Raw genomic sequence first — 22,665 nt, forward strand, 5'->3', positions numbered from 1 at the left:
GTCTTCCAGAAGAGAGCCGCACAATGAACGCACGTCAATGTCATGATCATGTCATTACCAAGGTGATGGCGGTGGCGGGCTGCGCCGCCCTGGTCCTCGCGGTCACCGGCACCACCGCCCAGGCCAAGGGACACGACACGGCCCGCGAGACCCTCGCCGCCGGCGACGGCTGGGCCTCCGACGGCACCGGCACCACGGGCGGCGCGGCCGCCGACGCCGCGCACGTGTACACCGTCACCGACTGGGCCGGCTTCAAGGGTGCCCTCGCCGCGGGCGGGACCGCCCCGAAGATCATCAAGGTGAAGGGGACCATCGACGCGGTCTCCGAGGGCTGTGACTCGCTCGCCGCGCCCGGGTACGACTTCGACGCCTACCTGGCGAAGTACTCGCCCGAGGCCTGGGGCCTGGACACCGACCTGAGCGCCGAGCCCGACGACAGCCCCGAGGGCCTGCGCCGCGCCTCCGCCGCCCAGCAGGACCAGACCATCAAGGCGAACGTCCCCGCCAACACCACGATCGTCGGCGTCGGCAAGAACGCCGGGTTCAAGGGCGCCAGCCTCCAGATCAAGGCCGTCGACAACGTCATCGTCCGCAACCTCACCTTCGAGAGCCCCATCGACTGCTTCCCGCAGTGGGACCCGACGGACGGCGACAAGGGCAACTGGAACTCCGAGTACGACACCGCCGTCGTCTACGGCTCCACCCATGTCTGGCTGGACCACAACACCTTCACCGACGGCAGCCACCCCGACAGCGCCGCGCCGGCCTACTTCGGCATGCTCTACCAGCAGCACGACGGCGAACTCGACATCGTCCGCGGGGCGAACTACGTCACGGCCTCCTGGAACGTCTTCACCGAGCACGACAAGACGATCCTGATCGGCAACAGCGACAGCGAGTCCACGGCGGCCGGGGACCGGGGCAAGCTCAAGGTCACCTTCCACCACAACCTGTTCTCGAACCTCGTCGAGCGCGCACCCCGCGTGCGCTTCGGACAGGTCGACTCCTACAACAACCACTTCATGGCGAACGACGACTACGCCTACAGCTTCGGCATCGGCAAGGAGTCCCAACTGGTCGCCGAGCACAACGCGTTCACGCTGCCGCAGGGAGTCAGCGCGGCCAAGGTGCTCAAGCGGTGGAACGTCTCCCCGCTCACCGCCGCCGACAACTACGTCAACGGCGAGCTCACCGACCTGATCGCCGTCCACAACGCCGAGATCCCCGCCGAGACCCTGCAATCCGGCGCGGGCTGGACACCCACCCTGCGCACGAAGGTCGACCCGGCCAAGAAGGTGCCGGGGATCGTCGACCGGGGCGCGGGCGCCGGCAACGTCTGCTGAGGCCACCCCCTGACCGGCCGGGGCGGAATCCAGCGGCCGCCCCGGCCACCTCACCCCCCACGCGAGGAACCCACCCCTGAGCCGCGTTTCCAAGGAGCACCCGCATGTCCTCGCACGACACCCGACTCCCCCTGTCCAGAAGGGGGTTCCTGCTCGCCGGCACCGCGGCGGCAGCCGCGCTCGCCGTGTCCCCGGCCCCCGCGCGGGCCCAGACCGCCGCCGGCAGGCGCCCCTTCGGCCGCTTCGGATCACCCGCCGCCCGGCTCACCCCGGGGACCCTCTACGTCGACTCCCGGGGCCGGGGCGACCACACCACCGTGAGGGACGCCGTGACCGCGGCCACCGGCAGCGGCCGGACCCTGGTCCTCGCCCCCGGCACCTACCGGGAGACCGTCGCCGTCGACGTCACCCGCACCGAGGCCACCTGGATCGGCGCCTCCGAGGACCCACGGGACGTCGTGATCGTGTACGACAACGCGGCCGGCACCCCCAAGCCCGGCGGCGGCACCTACGGCACCACCGGCTCCGCCACCACCACGGTCCAGGCCGACGGCTTCACCGCCCGCTGGATCACCTTCGCCAACGACTGGCTGCGCGCCGACCACCCCGACATCACCGGCACCCAGGCCGTCGCCCTCAAGGTCCAGGGCGACCGCTCCGCCTTCCACCACTGCCGCTTCCTCGGCCACCAGGACACCCTCTACGCCGACTCGATCGCCCTCACCTCCTTCGCCCGCCAGTACTTCTCGCACTGCTACACCGAGGGAGACGTCGACTTCGTGTTCGGCCGGGCCACGGCCGTCCACGAGCACTGCCACTTCCGGACCCTGAACCGGACCGACCTGGCCGCTGCTCCGTACGGCTTCGTCTTCGCGCCCTCCACGGCGGGCGCCAACCCGCGCGGACACCTCGTGACCAGGAGCCGTGTCAGCAGCGAAGCACCCGACGCCTTCTACAAGCTGGCCCGCCCGTGGGTCCCGAGCTCCGACACCACCGCCCGGCCCTCGCTCGTGGTGCGGGACACCTGGCTGGGCCCCGGTATCGACGCGGCCGCTCCCTACACCAACATGTCGGACGCCTTCCCCTGGCAGAACCAGCGCTTCGCCGAGTACCGCGACACCGGCCCCGGCGCCCGGATCACCGTCCCGGAGAACCGGCCCCAACTCACCAGCGAGCAGGCCGAGTCCGCGACCCGGGAAACCTACCTCGGCGACTGGCAGCCGTGGAAGGAGACGTGCTGAGATGCGCAGACGGACCTTCATGGCCGCCGGTGCGGGACTCGCCCTCGCGGCGGCCGCCCCGGCCCACGCCGGCACCCGCCGTGTCCTCCACGTCCGGCCCGGCGACTCCCTTCAGGCCGCCGTGGACGCGGTCACCGGCCCCGGCTGGACGATCGTCGTGCACCCGGGCACGTACCGCGAGGTCGTCAGCGTCCCCGCCGACAAGGCGGAGCTGACCCTGCGCGGTGCGAGCCGTGACCCGCGCGCCACCGTCATCGTGTACGACCACGCCAACGGCACCCCGAAGCCCGACGGCTCGGGCACCTACGGCACCGCCGGCTCCGCCACCTTCACCTCCGCGGCCCCCGGCCTCACCGTCCGCGACCTCACCCTCGCCAACGACTGGCTGCGCGCCGACCACCCCGACATCACCGGCACCCAGGCGGTCGCCGCCCGCACCTACGGAGACCGGACCCACTTCGAGAACGTCCGCCTCCTGGCCCACCAGGACACCCTCTTCGTCGAGACGACCGCCCTCGCCTCCTTCGACCGGCAGTACTTCCGCCGCTGCTACATCGAGGGCGACGTGGACTTCGTCTTCGGCCGGGCCACCGCCGTCTTCGAGGAGTGCCACTTCCACACCCTCCCGCGGGACGTCGACTTCACCCCCAAGGGCATGGTCTTCGCCCCCTCCACGGCCCGCGCCAACCCGTACGGCATCCTCGCCGTCCGCTCCCGCGTCACCTCCGGAGCCGAGGACGGGGCGTACAAGCTGGCCCGCCCCTGGGTGCCGTCGTACGAGACGACCGCCTGGCCGTCCCTGGTGGTGCGGGACTCCTGGATCGGGCCCGGGATCGACCCGGTCGCGCCCTACACCAACATGCGCGAGACCTATCCCTGGCAGACCATGCGCTTTTGGGAGTACGCCAACTCCGGTCCCGGCGCGGTCATTTCGGTACCGGAGAACCGGCCGCACCTGACCGCCGCCGAAGCCGCCGTGCACACCCGGCGCACGTACCTCGGGGACTGGAGGCCCTATGAGCGCCGGTGACCCGCTGGGGCGGCGGGCCTTCGTGGCGGGCGCCGGAGCGGCCGTGCTCGCCGGGGGAGCGGTGAGCCCCGCGGAAGCCGGGGTCGTGGACGGCCCGCTGCCCGACTTCCACCCGGTGCTCAAGGCCGAGCTGAACTTCCCGCTGGCCTGGGGGACCTCACCGGTGCGGGACTTCAGGACCTGGCGGACCAGAGCCAGGGCCGTGGTCGGCGAGCACCTCCTCGTCGACCGCGAGGACGGGACGCCGTACGCACCGGAGTTCACCGACCGCACCCAAGGTGACGGTTGCACAAGGGAGTTGGTCACCCTCTCCCTCACCCACCACGAACGCGTCCGCGCCGCTCTGGTCACCCCGCACGGCCCCGGCCCCTTCCCCGCCGTGCTGCTGCTCCACGACCACGGGGCGAAGTTCGACATCGGCAAGGAGAAGCTGGTCCGGCCCTGGTACGACGACACCCGGCTCGCCTCCGCGCAGTCCTGGGCCGACAAGTACTTCAGCGGCCGGTTCGTCGGTGACGAGCTGGCCCGGCGCGGCTATGTCGTCCTGTGTGCGGACGCCCTCGGCTGGGGCGACCGCGGCCCGATCACGTATGACCAGCAGCAGGCCCTGGCGAGCAACTTCTACAACCTCGGCTCCTCCCTCGCCGGGCTCATGGCCCGCGAGGACGCCCGCGCCGCCGGATTCCTGGCCGGACTGAAGAGGGTGAACGCCAGGAGGATCGCCGCCGTCGGGTTCTCCATGGGCGCCTACCGCGCCTGGCAGACGGCCGCGCTGACCGACCACATCGCGGCCACCGCGTCCCTCTGCTGGATGACCGGCCTCAAGGAAATGATGGTGCCGGGCAACAACACCCTGCGCGGGCAGTCCAGTTACTACATGCTCCACCCCGGGCTTCCCCGGTTCCTCGACTTCCCCGACGTGGCGAGCATCGCCGCACCCAGGCCGATGCTCTTCTTCAACGGCGGCCTCGACCCGCTGTTCCCCGCCGACGGCGTCCGCGTGGCGTACGACAAGCTGCGCGCCGTCTGGCACTCCCGCCACGCCGAGGAGCGGTTGCACCTGAAGAGCTGGCCCGACCTCGGCCACGTCTTCGTCGACCGCATGCAGGACGAGGTCTTCAGCTGGCTCGACGCCGTCCTGTGAACCATCCCCCCACCCGCACACGAAGGGACCCGCTCACCATGTCTCGTCGTACCGCTCTCACCGTCCTGTCGGCCCTGTCCCTGGGCGTCGGCCTCGCCGTCCTACCCACCCAGGCCCACGCCGCGACCGTGGTCGTCAGCAACTCGACCGACCTGTCCAACGCCATCAAGAACGCCACGGCCGGCACGGTCATCCAGGTCCGCGGCGGCACCTACTACCCGACCGCCACCCTGCAGTCCACGGCCAACGGCAGCTCCTCCGCGCCGATCACGCTCACCGCGTACGGCTCGGAGACCGTGAAGATCGACGGCTCGTCCCTCCCTGCCGGCGACTGGATCTTCAAGCTGACCGCCGACTACTGGAACGTCTCCAACATCACCTTCCAGAACTCCCCGGACAGCGCGGTCGTCTGCCAGTCCTGCACCGGGACGGTGTGGAACAACATCAAGACGATCAACGGCAAGGACTCCGGCTTCACGCTCACCGGCGACGGGACCGTGAACAACACCGTCAAGAACATCGACTCCTACGGCAACTACGACGCCGCGAACCACGGCGAGAACGCCGACGGCATCGCCGTGAAGTTCGGCTCCGGCAGCGGCAACCTCATCACCGGTGCCCGCCTCTACAACAACTCGGACGACGGGATCGACTTCTGGTCCTTCTCCTCGCCGGTCACCGTCGAGCACACCTGGTCCATGGGCAACGGGGTCAACCGCTGGTCCGACTCCGCCTTCGCGGGCGACGGCAACGGCTACAAGCTGGGCGGCGACGGCGAGGTCGTCGCGCATGTCATCAACAACTCCGCCGCCTGGGGCAACGCCGGCAACGGCTTCACCGAGAACTCCAACACCGGCGCCCTCGTCATCAACCGCACCACCGCCTACGCCAACAGCAAGTGGGGCTACTACTTCGCCACCAGCTCCGCGAAGCTCGGCAAGAACCTCGCGGTGAGCAACGGCAGCGGCTCGGTCAGCAAGGGCTCCAAGGTGACCTCGTCCGGCAACAACTGGGACAGCGGGATCAGCACCCCCGCCTTCAGGTCGACGGACGCCTCGACGACGTACAACGCGCGCAGCGCCGGCGGCACCCTGCCCGCCACCACGTTCCTGACGACCGGCAGCACCACCATCGGCGCGACCATGAACTGACGCGGCCTCCGAAAACCCCGACTCAGGGCGCTTGACCCGTTTTTTACCGGGCGGGTCTCGCGCCCACCGGGGTGACGCGCGTAGAACCTCTGTCATGCATAAGTCACTGCGTATCGCAGCCGTCGCCACCGCCTGCGCGGTCGTCGGCGTCGCCGTGTACGGCGCCGGTGCGGCCACGGCCCACCAGTCCACGGCGAACTCCACGCACGAGCCCTACAACATCGGGCTCCTGGTCAAGGACATCGACACCTACTACGGCACCACCGCCGACGCGAACGGTGTCTACCAGGCGTCGCCCACCAGCCCGTACGCCAAGGACCTGGCGTCCCTCGACAAGGCGGCCCGCAAGTACATCGACCAGGCCGCCCGCAAGGCGCACCACAAGGGCGAGAAGCCCGCCGTGGTCTTCGACATCGACGACACGCTGCTGCTCAGCCTCGACTACGAGAAGCGCTACAACTACACGTACAACTCCACCACGTGGGCCGACTACGTGAACCGGGCCGACCGCCCGGCCGTCTTCGGCAGCCCCGAGCTCGTGCGGTACGCCGAGAAGAAGGGCGTCGAGGTCTTCTACAACTCGGGCCTCAGCGAGGCGCAGCGCTCGGCCGCGGTCGAGAACCTGAAGAAGATCGGCGCCGACGTGAACCTCGACGCCGACCACGTGTTCCTCAAGGACAAGGCGAACCCGCCGTCCTACCTGAGCGCCTGCGCCACACCGGGCACCTGGACCTGCACCACCGTGCAGTACAAGTCCGGCACCCGCGCGCACATCGAGAAGGACCTCGGGTACGAGATCATCGCCAACTTCGGCGACCAGTACTCCGACCTGGAGGGCGGCTACGCCGACCGGACGTACAAGCTCCCGAACCCGACGTACTTCGTGAGCTAGTTCCGTACCGGCCGGATCCCCTGGAGGGTCGGCACCACCGGCTTGATCGTGCCGTCCGCCGCGAACTCCAGGCGGTCGACGGTGGTTTCGCGGTGCATGCCGTCCCCGCCCGGCCTCCCCGGCCCGTTCAGGGCGAACCGGTGATAGACGATGTACCAGTCGTCGGTGCCGGGGACGTTCACCACGGAGTGGTGACCGGTGGCGAGGATGCCGTACTCGGGACGCTTGGACAGGATCGTCCCCTTCTTGGTCCACGGGCCGAGCGGGGACGGTCCCGTCGCATAGGCGACGTGGTAGTTCTCGCAGCGGGTGTCGTCCTCGGACCACATGAAGTAGTACGTGCCGTGCCGCTTGATCACGAAGGACCCCTCGCGGAAGTCGTCCGGGGTGATGTCCTCGATCTTCGCCGGGTCGTACGAGGTCATGTCGTCGGTCAGCGGCACGACGTACCCGTGCCCGTTGCCCCAGTAGAGGTACGACGTCCCGTCGTCGTCCGTGAAGACGGCCGGGTCGATCATCTGCCCCTGCAGTGAACCGCCCTTCGCCACCAGGGGCTTGCCGAGCGCGTCCCTGAAGGGGCCCGCGGGGGAGTCCGCCACCGCCACACCGATCTGCTGTTCGGCGCAGAAGTAGAAGTAGTACTTCCCGTCCCGCTCGGCGATCGCCGGCGCCCACGCGTACTTCTCCGCCCAGGAGACGTCCGCGCCGAGGTCGAGGATCACCCCGTGGTCCTTCCAGTGGACCAGGTCCTTCGACGAGTACGCCGTGAACCTGGTCCCGCTCCAGCCGTTGAAGCCGTCGGTCGTCGGGTAGATCCAGTACTCGCCGTTCAGATAGTGCACGTCGGGGTCGGCGTTGAGGCCGGGGAGGACGGGGCTGCCGGTCCGCACGGCCTCGATCGTCCAGCCGCGGGCAGTGCCGTCGGCGGCCGTCACCGTGTACGTCTGCGGCCTGCGGAAGTCGCGCCGGGTACCGGACCTGGGGCTGACGCTCGCGCCCTCGCCCACGGCGATCTTCGGAGCGAGGTGCGAGAGGTCGGTGTCGGTCTGCACCGGCAGCACCACCTTCGACGAGTCCTCCGAGACGATCGCGTACCCCTTCTGACCCTTGGCCGTCGCGTCCACCATCGAGGTGGGAGTGGACGGATACGCGGCCAGCAGCCGGTCGTACTCCTTCTGCGTCACGGGAAGCACCGTGCCGTGGCGGGGACTCGCGGGCAGCTGGTAGTTCGCGGACGGAGTCCACTTGCCCGAGTCGAGGTCGGTGGTCTCGAAGGGGACGTACCCGCGGCCGCCGTACTCGTCGATGAACAGGTACCACTTCTTCTCGGTGTTCGACCTGAACACCGTCGGCCCCTCGCCGCGGTCCATCGCCCCGCTGCCGATGCAGTCCGCGACCAGGTCGTACCGGGTGGCGGTCAGGCTCGTCGACTTCTCGCCGGTGATGAACTTGGCGCAGGGCGAGCTGGAGGCGGGGTCCCGCTCGTCCTTGGTGTAGCGGTAGTAGGTGTCCTTGTACTTCACGACCGTCGAGTCGATCACCGAGTAGCCGGGGTCGTCCCAGACCTTCGGCTCGCTGAAGGTGCGGAAGTCCTTCGTGGTCGCGTACAGCATCTTGTTGTACGTCGAGCCGGTGTGCCCGGGGTCGTCGTCGGCGTACAGCTTCGACGCCCAGAAGACGACGTACTCCCCGAGACTGCCGTCCCAGTAGGCCTCCGGCGCCCAGGTGTTGCCCGCGTTGTCGGGGGCCACCTTCACCAGCCGCTGGTCGGTCCAGTGGACCAGGTCGGTGGACTCCCAGATCATGATCGACTTGCTGCCGTGCCGCTGTACGTCGTCCCAACTGCCGCTGCTGTTCTTGTACATGCGCAGGTCGGTGGCGATCAGGTAGAACCTGTCGCCCTTGGGGGAGCGGATCACGAAGGGGTCGCGCAGGCCCTTCTCGCCGGTCGTCGACGTCAGGACCGGCTTGCCCTGGTTCAGCTCGCGCCAGTGCAGGGGGTCGTTGCCGCGGCTGAGCGCGTAGCGGATCTGCTCGCCGTCGGCGGTGCCCTCGCCGGTGAAGTAGGCGAAGAGATAGCCGGCGTACTTGGGGTGGGTCACGGGTGGTGCTCCTGAGTGGGCGGAACCGTGCGGTGCGGTGAGAAGGGCCAGCAGTAGCGAGAGACAGGCGACGAGGAGGATACGTGGGCGCATGCCGCTCCCGTGGGTGTGGGGGTGTGGGGGTTTCTGTTGAGGGCCGTGTGCGCCTTCGGAGTGTTGCGAGTGGGAAACAGCACGTCAATCGGTGAGTGCGCGATGAGAGGCAACGAAAGTTTCGGTTGTTTTCGGCTGGGCGGCCGAACGGGGAAACGCCCCGCCTGTCGTCACAGGCGGGGCGTTCCTCGTGCCGGCCCGAGGGGGGCTCCAGCCGGCAGCTGCCGGGCCGAGGGGGGCTCAGGCCGGCAGGTCTGTGGAGTCGTACTCCTCATCCAGGCACTACTAGGGACGTCCAAGGTGACCGAATGGTTGTTCCCCGGGGGAGAACTCGTGGTGAGGGAGCGCTCGTTGGGCTGAGTGGGATTCGGAGTCGGACCGTGCACCCATGAAGTTGCCGCCGCCGACGAAAGGGTTGCCGCGCCGCCGAGTTTTTTTGGGCAACCTGCCGGCGACCTTCCGACAGCCTCCGGCAAGGGCTACGAGCCCCCTTCGCCCGCGGCCCCGTCGTCCTACGCCGCGAAGCCACCCTTCACGGCGAGGTCCCCGGACTTGGCCGTCGCCGTCGCGGTGTAGACGTCGTCCTTCGCGTTCCGGCCACCGCGCTCATGGTTGTACTGCCCGGCGAACACCCACTCGCCCTTCGGGACCGTACGGCCGTCCTTGAGCACCCAGGTGTAGACGAGGAACTTGTCCCGCTCGGCGACCGTCAGCGTGAAGTCGTCCTCGGGCAGCGAGCGCCAGGCGCCGGTGTCGGTGACCCTGCCGGTCTGCGCGATCCGCAATTCGACGGTGAGCGAGGTCAGTTCCTCGGAGGTCTTGAGGGTCACATTGCTCTGTGCCCAGAACTCGTTGCTGTGCGCGTCCACCGAGCCGTCCGACCACAGCGGGCCGTCCTCGGTGCCGGGCGCCCGCACCCCGGTGGAGGCGCCCGGCGTGCCCGAGGGCGTACCGCTCGGCTTGTCGGCCCGGTGGGTGGGGGTGGTGTTCCGCGTCGGATTCGCCGGCGGGGCGGGCGGGCGGCTGGTCGCATCCGGGGAGGGGGTGGGCGTACCCGTGGCGGCGACCGACTTCTGCGCGGGCGGCTCGTCCTTCACCGCGGACGCCACCGCGTACCCGCCGAGGCCCAGCACGCAGGCGACCGCGGCCGTGGCGCTCACCACCCGCACCCAGCCGTAGACCGGCGGCCGGGTCGCCCGGTGGTCGGGGTGGCTCTGCTCCGCCATGCCGCGCTCGACCCGGGCGAGGATCCGCTCACGGTTCGGCTCGTGCGACTCGGCCGCGTCCCGCAGCCGGGCGCGCAGAGCGCCGTGCACGTCCCGCTGCATGGTCATCGGTCCCTTCCTCCGGCGTCACCGGTACGCGCCATCGTGGCACGCACCTTCAGCGGAGCGTTCTGGGGGCCCAGCAGCCGCTGCAACTCGGCCATCCCCTTGGAGGTCTGGCTCTTCACCGTACCGACCGACACTCCCAGGGCCAGTGCGGTCTCCTTCTCGGAGAGATCGAACGCGTGCCGCAGCACCACGCACGCCCGCTTGCGGAACGGCAGCCTGCGCAGCGCCTCCTGGACGTCGACCACCCCCGCCACGTCCGGGTTCTCGACCTTCTCCTCGCGCTGGGACCAGAACAGGGCGACGCGCCGGCGCTCCCGGACCGCGCTGCGGATCCGGGTGCGGGCCAGGTTGGCGACCACTCCGCGCGCGTACGCCGCCGGGTGGTCGGCCGCGCGCACCCGGTCCCAGCGGTGCCACAGCGCCAGCAGCGCGTCCGCCGCCAGGTCGTCGGCGGCGTCCGGCTCGCCGGTCAGCAGATGGGCGAGGCGGGACAGTTCGGCATAGTGGCGTTCGAAGAAGGCGTGGAACTCCACGGAGGCGGCGTCGTCGACGACTGTGCCCACGGGCTCCCTCTCCTTTGTGTGTCATGTGAATGACATGTGATCATCCGGGGTGGCCGGCCGGAGATCCGGAAGCGTAGCAGTGATCGATTACGTGTTCCCGTACGGGTCTTCGAACAGGGTCTGACGGGGCGACCCCCGAATCCGTAACACGGAGAAAACCTGAAGCGCGTTCACCGCAGGAACAATCCAGCCAGCATCCGCACACTGATCATTCAGGCACCCAGGAGCAGCGACCATGTCCGTCGACCGGTACTTCAGGATCTCCGAGAGGGGATCCACCTTCGCCCGTGAGATACGCGGCGGCTTCGCCACGTTCTTCACGATGGCCTACATCCTTGTCCTGAATCCCATCATCCTCGGCAGCGCGAAGGACAAGTTCGGGCACCAGTTGGATGCGGTCCAGCTGACCACCGCGACGGCTCTCGTGGCCGCGGTGATGACGATCATCATGGGCGTGGGCGGGAACCTGCCGCTCGCACTCGCCGCCGGGCTCGGTCTGAACGCGGTCGTCGCCTTCCAGATCGCCCCGCTGATGAGCTGGGACGACGCGATGGGCCTGGTCGTCCTGGAGGGCCTGCTCATCTGCGTGTTGGTGGTGACCGGACTGCGCGAGGCCGTCATGCACGCCATCCCGCAGGCGCTCAAGCAGGCGATCAGCGTCGGCATCGGACTGTTCATCGCGTTCATCGGCTTCGTCGACGCCGGGTTCGTGAGCCGTATCCCCGACGCGGCCAACACCACCGTGCCGGTTCAGCTCGGCGGCACCGGCGCGCTCACCGGCTGGCCGATCCTCGTGTTCTGTCTCGGGGTGCTGCTGACGATCGGTCTGCTCGCCCGCAAGGTCAAGGGCGCGATCCTGATCAGCATCGTGACCATGACGGTCCTCGCGATGATCATCAACTCCATCGCCGACATCAAGACCTGGGGGCTGACCACGCCCGCGTGGCCGGACAAGATCGTCGACACCCCCGACTTCGGGCTGATCGGTCACTTCAGCCTGTTCGGCTCCTTCAGCGCGCCCGGCGTCGGGATCGTCACGGTCGTCCTGCTGATCTTCACGCTGATCCTGTCCGACTTCTTCGACACGATGGGGACCGTCGTCGGCATCAGCGCGGAGGCGGGACTGCTGGACGAGGAGGGCAAGGTGCCCAACCTCGGCCGGGTCCTGCTGATCGACGGGGCCGCGGCGGTGGCCGGCGGCGCCGCGTCGGCGTCCTCCGCCACGTCGTACATCGAGTCGGCGGCCGGCGTCGGCGAGGGCTCACGCACCGGGTTCTCCAACCTGATCACCGGCGCCATGTTCGGCCTGGCGCTGTTCCTGACCCCGCTGCTCACCATCGTCCCGCTCCAGGCCGCCGCCCCCGCCCTGGTCGCCGTGGGCTTCCTGATGATGACGCAGGTCAAGCACATCGACTGGGACCGCTACGACATCGCGATCCCGGCGTTCCTGACCATCGCCGTGATGCCGTTCACCTACTCGATCACCAACGGCATCGGGGCCGGGTTCCTGGCGTACGTCGTGATCAAGGTGGTGCTGGGCAAGGCCAAGGAGATCCACTGGCTGCTGTGGGCGGCCTCGGCGCTGTTCCTCGTGTACTTCGCGATCGACCCGATCGAGCAGGTGCTCGGCGCCAAGTAACCACCGGGAGGACTCAGTTCCTCAGGGCCGCCTCCATCATGGCCTTGGCCACGGGGGCGGCCAGACCGTTGCCGCTCACCTCCGAGCGGGCCGCGTTCGACTGCTCCACGACCACCGCCACGGCGACCTCCTTGCCGTCGGCCTTTCCGTAGGACGTGAACCAGGCGTACGGCGTCTTGCTGTTGTTCTCGCCGTGCTGGGCGGTGCCCGTCTTGCCGCCCACCGTGACGCCGTTTATCCGGGCGTTGGTGCCGGTGCCGTCCTGGATCACCGACTGCATCGCCGACTGGAGCTGCTCCGCCGTGCCGGAGCTGACGATCTGTTGCGTGGTCGCCTCGTCGTCGTAGTTCTTCAGGACGTCGCCGCCGTGGTTGGTGATGGTCGACACCATGTGCGGTGAGACCAGCTTGCCGCCGTTGGCTATGGCCGCGGAGACCATGGCCATCTGGAGCGGGGTGGCCGTGACGTCGTACTGGCCGATGCCGGTCAGCGCCGTGGAGGACTTGTTCATGTCGGAGGGGTAGACGCTCTCGTAGGCCCGCACCGGGACGTCCTGCGTGGCGTCGTTGAAGCCGAACTTCTCGGCCATCGCCCGCACCTTGTCCTGGCCGAGGTCTACGGCCATCTTCGCGAAGACGGTGTTGCAGGAGTACTCGAGCGCGACCCGGATCGAGGCGTTCTCGCAGGGCGCCGAGGCGCTTTCGTTCCCCAGCGGGGTCACCGTGCCCGGCAGGGTGTACGGGTCCGGGCTGACGGTCTTCTCGTCCACCGAGGAGTACAGACCGTCCTCCAGCGCGGCCGCGGCCACCACCAGCTTGAACGTCGAACCGGGCGGCAGCGGCTGGCGCAGCGCGCGGTTGGTGAGCGGCTTGTCGGAGTCCGCGGTGAGCTGCTTCCATGCCTTGCCCGCGGTGTTGGCGTCCGTCAGCGAGGACGGGTCGTACGAGGGCGTCGACACGACCGCCAGGATCTTGCCGGTCGTCGGGTCGATCGCGACGGCCGCGCCCTTCTTGTCGCCGAGCGCGTCGTACGCGGCCTTCTGCACGGCCGGATCGATCGTCGTGATCACATCACCGGGCTCGGCCCGCTGGTTGGTGATCGTGTCCATGACGGTCTTCAGCCGGCTGTCCGTGCCGTTGAGGAGGTCGGAGTAGATGCCCTCCAGCTGGGTCGGGGCGTAGGCCTGCGAGGCGTAACCCGTCACCGCCGCGTACAGCTTGCCGTTCGTGTACGTCCGCTTGTAGGCGAGGTCGCTGTCCGTCGTCCTCGCGGAACCCGTCACGGCCTTCCCGGCCACGATGATGTTCCCGAGCGGCGAGGAGTACGTCTCGATCGCGTTCCGCCGGTTGTCGTTGTCGTCCGCGAGCGCCTGGCCCTCGTACAACTGCACCCAGGTCGCTCGGATCAGTAGAGCGAACACCAGGAGCAGCGCGAAGACCGATGCGCGCCTGATCGTCTTGTTCATCCCACACAGAAGACGATCAGGCGGCGGCGAGTCGTTCCCATCCGTCCGCTTTTCTCATCGGACGTTCATCCGCGGCCGCTGGTACGGCTTCCGCGACGGCGCTCTCACGCGTCCAGCGTGAGCACGACCTCGTCGATCTCCGCCCCGCGCGCGTTGGCGTACCCGGACGCCTGGGCGGTCACCCGGAAACCGCACTTCTGCAGGACGCGCCGGGAGCCGGTGTTGTCGGCGGCCGCCCGGGCGTACAGGGGGCGCTCGGGCACCTGGGCGACCAGCTCCCGCAGGGCCGCGGTGGCGACGCCGCGCCCCCAGTAGGCGCGGTCGATCCAGTACGTCACCTCGCGCTCGCCCGGCTCGCCGTACACCGACGCGCTGCCCACCACGTCCCCGTCCGCCAGGACCGTGCGGTGCACGGCGTCGGAGGCGCGGATCCGTTTCCAGTGGGCGTCGAAGGCGTCCCGGTCGGCCGGGTCCTTCGGGGTGAAGGCCGCCATGTGCAGGGCCTCGGGGTCGTTCATCTGCCGGAAGAAGACCGGCAGATCGCTGTCATGGACTTCGCGGAGAACGATCTGCATGCCTCAGAGCCTAGGGCCTGGCCGGCGGGTCGGGCGGGCGGTTGTTCGGGTGCGGCTTGGTGGGGGCGGGCGTTTTCGCGTCCACGCGGCGGAGCCGCATGTCGACACAGCCCCGCGCCCCTGGAGGCCTGCGGCGGCCCGGTGCGGTACGGCGGGGGCATGTGCAGCGCGTGCGGTGGGCCGGGGTGTCGGGTGGTGCCGACCGACGGTGGCGAGGCGTGCGAGGGCCGGGGCCCTTCCGGGGCGTGCCCCGTCGACGGGACGCGTCGGAGCGGTCCGAAGGGGCCCGGGCTCAGAGCCTACGGGTGGCCAGTGTCAGCCGGTCCCGCGCGTCGAACAGCGCGTCCTTCACCAGCTGTTCGTGCGCCGGGGTCAGCCGCGCCACCGGCACCGAGCAGCTGATCGCGTCCCGCGCGGGCGTGCGGTACGGGATCGCGACGCCGAAGCAGCGCAGCCCCAGCGTGTTCTCCTCGCGGTCCACGGAGAAGCCCTGCTCCCGGATCTGGTGCAGCTCCTCGATGAGCTTCTCGCGGTCGGTGATCGTGTGCTCGGTGAGCGCCGGCAGCGTCTCCGGCAGCATCTTGCGGACCTGCTCGTCGGAGTAGGTGCTCAGCAGCGCCTTGCCGAGGGAGGTGGAGTGCGCCGGGAGGCGGCGGCCGACCCGGGTGAAGGGCCGCAGGTAGTGCTGCGACTGCCGGGTGGCCAGGTAGACGACGTTCGTGCCGTCCAGACGGGCCAGGTGGATGGTCTCCGTCGTGTCGTCGGAGAGCCGGTCCAGGGTCGGGCGGGCCGCCGCGACCACCTCGTCGCCGTCGATGTACGAGGTGCCGACGAGCAGCGCCCGCACCCCGATGCCGTACCGCGTGCCCGTCGCGTCGGTCTCCACCCAGCCCAGCTCGACCAGCGTGCGCAGCAGCATGTAGAGGCTGGACTTGGGGTACCCGACGGCCTCCTGCACGGCGGCCAGGGAATGCATGCCGGGGCGCCCGGCGAAGTATTCGAGCAGTTCAACCGTCCGTACCGCGGACTTGACCTGTGACCCGCCGCCCGTCTCGCCTGCCGACATCGCCCTTGACCCCTTTGTTGGACGAGAACCAGAGTTATAGTCTCCAACAGCATATTCACCATCAGAGACAGCGTTCAGTATATCGAACGTTCCTGGTGGATGACCCGGATACACGTGGAGGGACCCGCGGTGGCAGCAGCACCAGTCTGGAGTGTCGACCCCCGAACCGGGAAGCAGCGCGAACAGGTTGCGGTGGAGGCCACAGCCCAGGAGGTGGACGCCGCCGTCCGCGCCGCGCACGAGGCGCGCGCTTCCCTCGCCGACCGCACCGTCCGCGCGGCCTTCCTGCGCACCGCGGCCACCAAGCTCGAGGAGTCCAAGGAGCACCTCGTCGAGGCCGCGGACGCCGAGACCGCGCTCGGCCCGGTCCGGCTGACCGGCGAGCTCGCCCGCACCTGCTACCAGCTGCGGGCCTTCGCGGACATCGTCGACGAGGGCGAGTTCCTCGGCGTGGTCATCAACCACCCCGACGACACCGCGACCCCGCCGATCCCGGACCTGCGCCGCTACAAGGTGCCGCTGGGCGTCGTCGCCGTGTACTCGGCCTCCAACTTCCCCTTCGCCTTCTCGGTCGCCGGCGGCGACACCGCGAGCGCGCTGGCGGCCGGCAACCCGGTCGTCGTCAAGGCCCACCCCGACCACCCGGGCCTGTCCGAGCTGGTCGCGTCCGTGCTGCGCCGGGCCGCCGACGAGCACGGCATCCCCGCGGGCGTGCTCGGTCTCGTGCACGGCTTCGAGGCCGGCATCGAGCTGATCAAGCACCCGCTGGTGGCCGCCGCGGGCTTCACCGGTTCCGTGAAGGGCGGCCGCGCCCTGTTCGACGCGGCGGCCGCGCGTCCGGTGCCGATCCCGTTCCACGGCGAGCTGGGCTCCCTGAACCCCGTCGTGATCACCGAGGAGGCCGCGGCCGAGCGCGCGGAGGCCATCGGCGCCGGGCTCGCGGGCTCCATGACCCTCGGCGTCGGCCAGTTCTGCGTGAAGCCGGGCCTGGTCCTCGTGCCGTCCGGCGCGGCGGGCGACGGCCTGGTGAAGTCCCTGACCGACGCCGTCAGCGACACCGACGCGGGCGTCCTCCTCGACCACCGCATGCGGGACAACTTCGTCGCCGGCGTCGCCGAGCGCGCGGAGCTGCCCGAGGTCGAGTCGCCGGTCACGCCCGGCGCGGGCGGCGAGCACACGGTCAGCCCGGGCTTCCTCACGGTGGCGGCCGAGAAGCTGGCCACCGAGGGGGCGTACGACCTGCTCCTGGAGGAGTGCTTCGGTCCGGTGACCGTGGTGGTCCGCTACGACGACGACGAGCAGGCGCACACGGTGCTGTCCCGGCTGCCCGGCAACCTCACGGCGACGGTCCACCTGTCCGAGGGGGAGGCCGCCGGCCAGGGGCGCGGTGCGGAGATCCTCGCGGAGCTGACCCCGCTGGCCGGGCGTGTCCTGGTCAACGGCTGGCCGACCGGTGTCGCGGTGGCCCCGGCCCAGCACCACGGCGGCCCCTACCCGGCGACGACGTCCACGTCGACGTCGGTGGGCGGCACGGCGATCGAGCGCTGGCTGCGGCCGGTGGCGTACCAGAACGCGCCGGAGGCCCTGCTGCCGCCGGAGCTGAGGGACGACAACCCGCTGGGTCTGCCCCGCCGTTTCAACAACACTCTCGAACGCTAGGACCCGAGGGTCACCCGCGGAGAGGGAACTGGAAAACTCTGAGGATGGACGTCGAACTCCCCCAACTCCCTTTCCCTCTCCGCACCTACGGCCCCGACGGACACTGGGCGTACGAGGACGGCATACTCTCCGGCTGGGCGGGGCCCCGGCAGGACCGCTTCGTGCCGCCCACCGGGGAGTCCCTGGACCCCGCCGCCGACGCGCCGCGGCTGCTCGGTGCCCCCGAGGGCGACTTCCAGCTGATAGCCCGGGTCACCGTGGGCTTCAACGGATCGTTCGACGCGGGTGTGCTGTACGTCCATGTCGGCGAGCGGGCCTGGGCCAAGCTCTGCCTGGAGAACTCGCCGGCCGTGCCCACCGTCTGCACGGTCGTCACCCGGGGACACTCCGACGACTGCAACTCCTTCACCGTGGACGGCACCTCGGTGTGGCTGCGGGTCAGCCGCACCGGCCGCGCCTTCGCCTTCCACGCCTCCCGCGACGGCAAGCGCTGGACCTTCGTCCGCCTGTTCACCCTGGGCGACGAGAAGGAGACCGGCGCGGCCCTGGTCGGCTTCATGGCCCAGTCCCCGATGGGGGAGGGCTGTGTGGTGACGTACGACCACATCGAGTTCCGGCCCGACTGGCCGGCCGACCTGCGCGACGGCAGCTGAGGCCTCCGGCGGCGGGGCCAGAAGCACACGGGGGTGCCGGGGCCGGTAGTTCGGCGGGTGCGGGACCGTCGTGGCTGGTCGCGCAGTTCCCCGCGCCCCTGAGGGCGCTACGCGCCCCGGGAATAGCCCGCGCTGTTTGAACGTTCAGCAAACAAGGCGGAGGGAGTCTCCGCAGCCGTCCGACCTGGAGAGAGCCGTACACATGCGCGTCGAGATCTGGAGCGACATCGCCTGCCCCTGGTGCTACGTGGGCAAGGCCCGCTTCGAGAAGGCGCTGGAGGCCTTCCCGCACCGTGACGGCGTCGAGGTGGTGCACCGGTCGTTCGAGCTGGATCCCGGGCGGGACAAGGGCGACGTCCAGCCCGTCCTCGCGATGCTGAGCAAGAAGTACGGCATGAGCGAGGCCCAGGCGCAGGCCGGCGAGGAGAACCTCGGGGCCCAGGCCGCCGCCGAAGGGCTCGCCTACCGGACCCGTGACCGCGACCACGGCAACACCTTCGACCTGCACCGCCTCCTGCACCTCGCCAAGGAGCACGGCAGGCAGGACGAGCTGATCCAGATCCTCTACCGGGCCAACTTCGCCGAGGAGAAGTCGCTGTTCAGCGAGGGTGACGAGCGCCTCGTCGAGCTCGCCGTGGAGGCCGGTCTGGACGCCGACGAGGTCCGCAAGGTCCTCGCCGACCCCACCGCCTACGCCGACGAGGTCCGCGCAGACGAGCGCGAGGCCGCCGAGCTCGGTGCCAGCGGCGTCCCCTTCTTCGTCCTGGATCGCAAGTACGGCGTCTCCGGCGCCCAGCCCGCCGAGGTCTTCACCCAGGCCCTCACCCAGGCCTGGGGCAACCGGTCCCCGCTGCAGCTGATCGACCAGGGTGACGCCGGCGCGGAGGCCTGCGGTCCGGACGGGTGCGCCGTACCCCAGCAGGGCTGACAAACACGCAGGTCGGCGCGGACGTATAAGCGTTCCTTGGCTGAACCACGTAGAAAATCGCAATGGACCGAGAGGTCTTCCGGCCCCACAGTGGAGCCATGGAGACCTTCGAGAGCCTCGTCCGCGCCGAGTTCGCCCCGAAGAACACCTTCCTCAACACCGCGAGCAGCGGCCTGCTCCCCGCCCGTACCGTGACCGCCCTCCAGGAGGCCGCGCTGATCCGGGCCGAGGGCAGGCCGCTGGACCCGTTGTTCCAGGACGTGGAGAGGTCCCGCGCCGCCTTCGCGAGGCTCGCAGGGGTCCCGGTGACCCGGGTCGCGGCGGGACCGTCCGTGTCCACCTTCTCGGGTCTGGTCGCCGCCTCGCTGCCGCCGGGCGCCGAAGTCCTCACCGCCGAGGACGACTTCACCTCCGTCGTGAACCCCTTCCACACCCGGGGCGACCTCAAGGTGCGCATCGTGCCGCTGGAGCGGCTCGCCGACTCCGTCCGCCCCGGCACCGCCCTCGTCGCCGTCAGCGCCGCCCAGTCCGCCGACGGCCGGATCGCCGACCTGCCCGCCCTGCGGGAAGCGGCCAGGGACCACGGGGCCCGCACCTACGTCGACTTCTCGCAGGCCGCGGGCTGGCTCCCGGTGGACGCGCGGTCGTACGACTACACCGTCTCCACCACCTTCAAGTGGCTGCTCGGCCCGCACGGCGCGGCCTTCCTCGCCGTGCCGGAGGACTTCGGCGATCTGAGGCCGGTGCTCGCCGGCTGGGTCGCGGGCGAGATCCCCTGGGACAGCTGCTACGGCCCCGTCACCGAACTGGCCCACTCCGCCCGGCGGTTCGACGTCAGCCCCGCCCTGTTCACCTACACCGGAACCCGCCACTCCCTCGAACTCCTGGAGGAGCTCGGCGTGGACGCCGTGCGTGCCCACGACCTCGCCCTCGCCGACCGCTTCCGCACCGGACTCGCCGCCCTCGGCCACACCCCCCTGCCCGCCCCCGGCTCGCCGATCGTGTCCGTGCCCCGACTCGGCGGAAGGCAGGCCGAGTTGAGCGCGGCGGGCATCGAGGTGTCCAACCGCGCCGGCAACCTGCGCGCCTCCTTCCACCTGTACAACACGGCCCCGGATGTCGACCGGCTGCTGGACGCCCTGTCTCCCTGAACCGCTGGCGCCGCGCCGCCCGGGACGCTAGGAAGGGGCAGCAAGGGGTGGTGGTGCCGTGGAGTCCGCGGACGGGACGACGCCCGTGCAGCGACCCGCAGACGCGGAGCTGCACCGGCGGCTGGTGTACGGCGACGAGTCCGCGCTGGCCGAGGCGTACGGGGCGTACGGCGGGCTGGTGCGGGCGGTCGCGATGCGCGTGACCCGCAGCCCGGCCGCCGCCGAGGACGTGGCGCAGGAGGTCTTCGCGCAGCTGTGGAGCAGGCCGTACGCCTTCGAGCCGCGCCGGGGCAGCCTGCGCACCTGGCTGTCGTTGCTGGCGCACCGGCGGGCCGTGGACTGGGTGCGCGGCGAGGCCCGCCACCGCAAGGACGTCCGCGCCGACGACCTGGCCCTGCACGGCATCCCGGACACCTCTCCCGGCCCCGCCGAGGCGGTCGTCGACCGGGAGCGCTCCCTCCTGCTGCACACCGCCCTCGCCGAACTCCCGCAGCCACAACGGGAGGTGGTGCACCTCGCCTACTTCGCCGGCCGCACCTACCGGCAGGCCGCCGTCGAGCTCGGCATCCCCGAGGGCACCGCGAAGACCCGGCTGCGCACCGCGCTGCGCACCCTGGCGGAGACTTTGGCCGACCCACCCGAGCCACCCGACCCGGCGTGGGAAGAGGGCGCATGATGGCGGCAGGGGAAGACGGGGAAGGGGGCGGGCGGTGACCGATCACGACGACGTACGCCACCTGCTGGCCGCCTGGGCCTTCGGCGCCCTGGGACCGGCCGAGGAGCGCGCGGTCCCGCTCCACCTCGCCGTGTGCGAGGACTGCGCCGCCGAGGCGGAACGGCTGCGCGCGACCGTACGCCTGCTGGACGGCCCGCCGCTCGACGAGCCGCCGTCGGCCCTCGACGCCTTTCTCAGCGGCGCCCTCCGTGCCCGCCCGGCGCCACCCCGCGTGGCCCGGCACGCCGCCCCCTACGCGGCCGCCGTCGCGGGGCTCGGGGCGCTGCTGCCCGAGATGGCGGGGCGCTGGTCCACCCCGGTCGTCCACGACTGGGACGTGCACGCCACCGTCGCCCATCTGCTCGCCGCCGACGAGCACCTGGCCCTGCGGCTCGGGATCGACGCCCGGGTGCCGGGCGCGCGGATCGACGAGGACGCGGACTGGGCGGAGGCCTGGGAGCGGCGCACCGCGGAGGTGATCGCCCACGAGTACGGCCGTACGCCCGAGGAGACCGTCGTCGACTGGTCCGCGCAGGCGGCCGCGCTGCTCGGCACCCCGTACGCCCGGGACCCCGAACTCGCCGCCGGGACCACGCTGTTGATGGGCATCCGGCTGCCCGTCACCGAGCACTTCCTGGCGCGGGCCTTCGAGGCGTGGATCCACACCGACGACATCGGCCGGGCGCTGGGCCTGGCCGTGCCGCCGCCGCCCGGGGAGTACCTGGGGCAGCTGGTCCGGCTGGCCGTCCGCGTTCTCGGCACGGTCCTCGGGGCCGGGGCGCCGCCCGTGCTGTTCGCGGTCAGGGGCGGCGAGGAGTGGGTCCTGGGTTCTCAGAGCGACCCGGTGTCGGCCGAACTCACCCTGGACGCCGTGGACTTCTGCCTGCTGGTCGGCGGCCGGTACGCGCCGGACACCGTGCCCCGGGAAACGACGGGCGACGCGGCCGCCGTACGGAACGTACTGGAGCGGGCCGCGTCGCTGTCGTGGCTGTGAGGGTCACCCCCCGGGGTCACTGCGGAGTCACTTCACCGGGGTGAAGTCCCTCGCGCCGATGAACTCCGGTCGCCGGATGGGCGCCGCGAACGGCTCCACGGCCTGGTTCTCCACGCTGTTGAACACGATGAACACGTTGCTGCGCGGGAACGGCGTGATGTTGTCGCCGGAGCCGTGCATGGCGTTGCAGTCGAACCAGGTCGCCGAACCGGCCTTGCCGGTGAACAGCTTGATGCCGTGCTCCGAGGCCATCGCGGTGAGCGCCTCGTCCGACGGTGTGCCCGCGTCCTGCATCTGCAGCGACTGCTTGTAGTTGTCCTTCGGGGTGGCACCCGCGCACCCGAGGAAGGTGCGGTGGGACCCCGGCATGATCATGAGGCCGCCGTTGGTGTCGTAGTTCTCGGTCAGCGCGATCGAGACGGACACCGTCCTCATGTTCGGCAGACCGTCCTCGGCGTGCCAGGTCTCGAAGTCGGAGTGCCAGTAGAAGCCGCTGGCCCCGAAACCGGGCTTGACGTTGATCCGCGACTGGTGGACGTACACGTCCGAGCCGAGGATCTGCCGGGCCCGGCCGACGATCCGCTCGTCGCGCACCAGGTTTGCGAACACCTCGCTGATCTTGTGCACCTCGAAGACCGAGCGGATCTCCTTGGACTTCGGCTCGATGATCGAGCGTTCGTCCGCGCGGATCTCCGGGTCGGTGACGAGCCGCTCCAACTCGCGCTGGTAGACGGGGACTTCGTCGGGGCGGATGATCTGGTCGACGGCGAGGAAGCCGTCGCGCTCGAACTCCTCCAGCTCGCCGGTGGCGATCGGTCCCGGCGTGCCGGGCGCCGACCAGACGACCGGGTCCTTGCGGGGGATCGACACCTCGGTGGCGCCGCGGCTGGGGTAGAGATCGGTGACGGTGGTCATGGTGGTCATGCG

20 protein-coding genes are annotated in these 22,665 nt (G+C 70.4%); 13 read left to right on the forward strand and 7 right to left on the reverse strand.

Annotation, left to right across the window (positions count from 1 at the left end; genetic code table 11):
* Positions 1 to 23 precede the first annotated feature (23 nt).
* The 6 genes from RKD20_RS33890 (at position 24) to RKD20_RS33915 (ending at position 6,801) form a co-directional block, all read left to right on the forward strand.
* On the forward strand, positions 24 to 1,343 hold the full coding sequence (locus RKD20_RS33890) for a pectate lyase family protein (protein ID WP_424881035.1): 1,320 nt from the start codon (positions 24 to 26) through the stop codon (positions 1,341 to 1,343).
* A 104-nt stretch (positions 1,344 to 1,447) separates the two neighbouring features.
* Positions 1,448 to 2,584, forward strand: a complete 1,137-nt coding sequence (locus RKD20_RS33895) for a pectinesterase family protein (protein ID WP_424881036.1) — start codon at positions 1,448 to 1,450, stop codon at positions 2,582 to 2,584.
* Between the two features lies 1 nt (position 2,585).
* Positions 2,586 to 3,614, forward strand: coding sequence for a pectinesterase family protein (locus RKD20_RS33900; protein ID WP_424881037.1), 1,029 nt, complete (start codon positions 2,586 to 2,588; stop codon positions 3,612 to 3,614).
* Positions 3,601 to 4,758 (forward strand): dienelactone hydrolase family protein, encoded by a 1,158-nt coding sequence (locus tag RKD20_RS33905; RefSeq protein WP_424881038.1) that lies wholly within the window; start codon positions 3,601 to 3,603, stop codon positions 4,756 to 4,758. Before RKD20_RS33900 ends, RKD20_RS33905 begins: the two co-directional genes overlap by 14 nt.
* A 38-nt stretch (positions 4,759 to 4,796) precedes the next feature.
* On the forward strand, positions 4,797 to 5,909 hold the full coding sequence (locus RKD20_RS33910; RefSeq protein WP_424881039.1) for a right-handed parallel beta-helix repeat-containing protein: 1,113 nt from the start codon (positions 4,797 to 4,799) through the stop codon (positions 5,907 to 5,909).
* Between the two features lie 94 nt (positions 5,910 to 6,003).
* Positions 6,004 to 6,801, forward strand: a complete 798-nt coding sequence (locus tag RKD20_RS33915) for an HAD family acid phosphatase (RefSeq protein WP_424881040.1) — start codon at positions 6,004 to 6,006, stop codon at positions 6,799 to 6,801.
* Here RKD20_RS33915 and RKD20_RS33920 read toward each other — a convergent pair.
* From RKD20_RS33920 to RKD20_RS33930, 3 genes are all read right to left on the reverse strand, one after another.
* Positions 6,798 to 8,996 carry a family 43 glycosylhydrolase gene (locus RKD20_RS33920; RefSeq protein WP_424881041.1) on the reverse strand — a complete coding sequence of 733 codons (2,199 nt, stop codon included), beginning with the start codon at positions 8,994 to 8,996 and terminating at the stop codon, positions 6,798 to 6,800. The two genes, RKD20_RS33915 and RKD20_RS33920, sit on opposite strands and share 4 nt — an antisense overlap.
* A 512-nt stretch (positions 8,997 to 9,508) precedes the next feature.
* Positions 9,509 to 10,330: a hypothetical protein gene (locus RKD20_RS33925; RefSeq protein ID WP_424881042.1), complete on the reverse strand. Its 822-nt coding sequence runs from the start codon at positions 10,328 to 10,330 to the stop codon at positions 9,509 to 9,511.
* The gene (locus RKD20_RS33930; protein ID WP_424881043.1) at positions 10,327 to 10,893 is read right to left on the reverse strand and encodes a SigE family RNA polymerase sigma factor; all 567 of its coding nucleotides are present in this window, start codon (positions 10,891 to 10,893) and stop codon (positions 10,327 to 10,329) included. Before RKD20_RS33930 ends, RKD20_RS33925 begins: the two co-directional genes overlap by 4 nt.
* A 235-nt stretch (positions 10,894 to 11,128) precedes the next feature.
* Between RKD20_RS33930 and RKD20_RS33935 the strand changes: the two genes are divergently transcribed.
* The gene (locus RKD20_RS33935) at positions 11,129 to 12,532 is read left to right on the forward strand and encodes an NCS2 family permease (RefSeq protein WP_424881044.1); all 1,404 of its coding nucleotides are present in this window, start codon (positions 11,129 to 11,131) and stop codon (positions 12,530 to 12,532) included.
* 13 nt (positions 12,533 to 12,545) lie between these two features.
* On the opposite strand, the gene RKD20_RS33940 is transcribed toward RKD20_RS33935, so the two are convergent.
* From RKD20_RS33940 to RKD20_RS33950, 3 genes are all read right to left on the reverse strand, one after another.
* A complete protein-coding gene (locus tag RKD20_RS33940; protein WP_424881045.1) occupies positions 12,546 to 13,997 on the reverse strand; it encodes a peptidoglycan D,D-transpeptidase FtsI family protein in 1,452 nt (483 codons plus the stop codon).
* A 104-nt stretch (positions 13,998 to 14,101) separates the two neighbouring features.
* A complete protein-coding gene (locus RKD20_RS33945) occupies positions 14,102 to 14,572 on the reverse strand; it encodes a GNAT family N-acetyltransferase (protein WP_424881046.1) in 471 nt (156 codons plus the stop codon).
* Between the two features lie 292 nt (positions 14,573 to 14,864).
* On the reverse strand, positions 14,865 to 15,638 hold the full coding sequence (locus RKD20_RS33950) for an IclR family transcriptional regulator (protein WP_020121403.1): 774 nt from the start codon (positions 15,636 to 15,638) through the stop codon (positions 14,865 to 14,867).
* A gap of 129 nt (positions 15,639 to 15,767) precedes the next feature.
* Between RKD20_RS33950 and RKD20_RS33955 the strand changes: the two genes are divergently transcribed.
* From RKD20_RS33955 to RKD20_RS33980, 6 genes are all read left to right on the forward strand, one after another.
* Positions 15,768 to 17,297 carry an aldehyde dehydrogenase (NADP(+)) gene (locus RKD20_RS33955; RefSeq protein WP_424881047.1) on the forward strand — a complete coding sequence of 510 codons (1,530 nt, stop codon included), beginning with the start codon at positions 15,768 to 15,770 and terminating at the stop codon, positions 17,295 to 17,297.
* 44 nt (positions 17,298 to 17,341) lie between these two features.
* Positions 17,342 to 17,950: a DUF1349 domain-containing protein gene (locus tag RKD20_RS33960; protein WP_020121401.1), complete on the forward strand. Its 609-nt coding sequence runs from the start codon at positions 17,342 to 17,344 to the stop codon at positions 17,948 to 17,950.
* Between the two features lie 202 nt (positions 17,951 to 18,152).
* Positions 18,153 to 18,878, forward strand: a complete 726-nt coding sequence (locus RKD20_RS33965; protein WP_424881048.1) for a DsbA family oxidoreductase — start codon at positions 18,153 to 18,155, stop codon at positions 18,876 to 18,878.
* Positions 18,879 to 18,976: 98 nt separating this feature from the next.
* Complete coding sequence (locus RKD20_RS33970) at positions 18,977 to 20,029, forward strand: aminotransferase class V-fold PLP-dependent enzyme (RefSeq protein WP_424881049.1); 1,053 nt, start codon at positions 18,977 to 18,979, stop codon at positions 20,027 to 20,029.
* Positions 20,030 to 20,087: 58 nt separating this feature from the next.
* The gene (locus tag RKD20_RS33975; protein WP_424881050.1) at positions 20,088 to 20,705 is read left to right on the forward strand and encodes an RNA polymerase sigma factor; all 618 of its coding nucleotides are present in this window, start codon (positions 20,088 to 20,090) and stop codon (positions 20,703 to 20,705) included.
* 34 nt (positions 20,706 to 20,739) lie between these two features.
* Positions 20,740 to 21,738: a maleylpyruvate isomerase family mycothiol-dependent enzyme gene (locus RKD20_RS33980; protein ID WP_424881051.1), complete on the forward strand. Its 999-nt coding sequence runs from the start codon at positions 20,740 to 20,742 to the stop codon at positions 21,736 to 21,738.
* A gap of 27 nt (positions 21,739 to 21,765) precedes the next feature.
* Here the strand turns inward: RKD20_RS33980 and thpD are convergent, their stop codons facing one another.
* Positions 21,766 to 22,662, reverse strand: a complete 897-nt coding sequence (thpD, locus tag RKD20_RS33985; RefSeq protein ID WP_424881052.1) for an ectoine hydroxylase — start codon at positions 22,660 to 22,662, stop codon at positions 21,766 to 21,768.
* Positions 22,663 to 22,665 lie beyond the last annotated feature (3 nt).

This window comes from Streptomyces sp. SLBN-8D4 (assembly GCF_049739545.1).
In the GTDB taxonomy this organism is placed as follows: Bacteria; Actinomycetota; Actinomycetes; order Streptomycetales; family Streptomycetaceae; genus Streptomyces; species Streptomyces canus_C.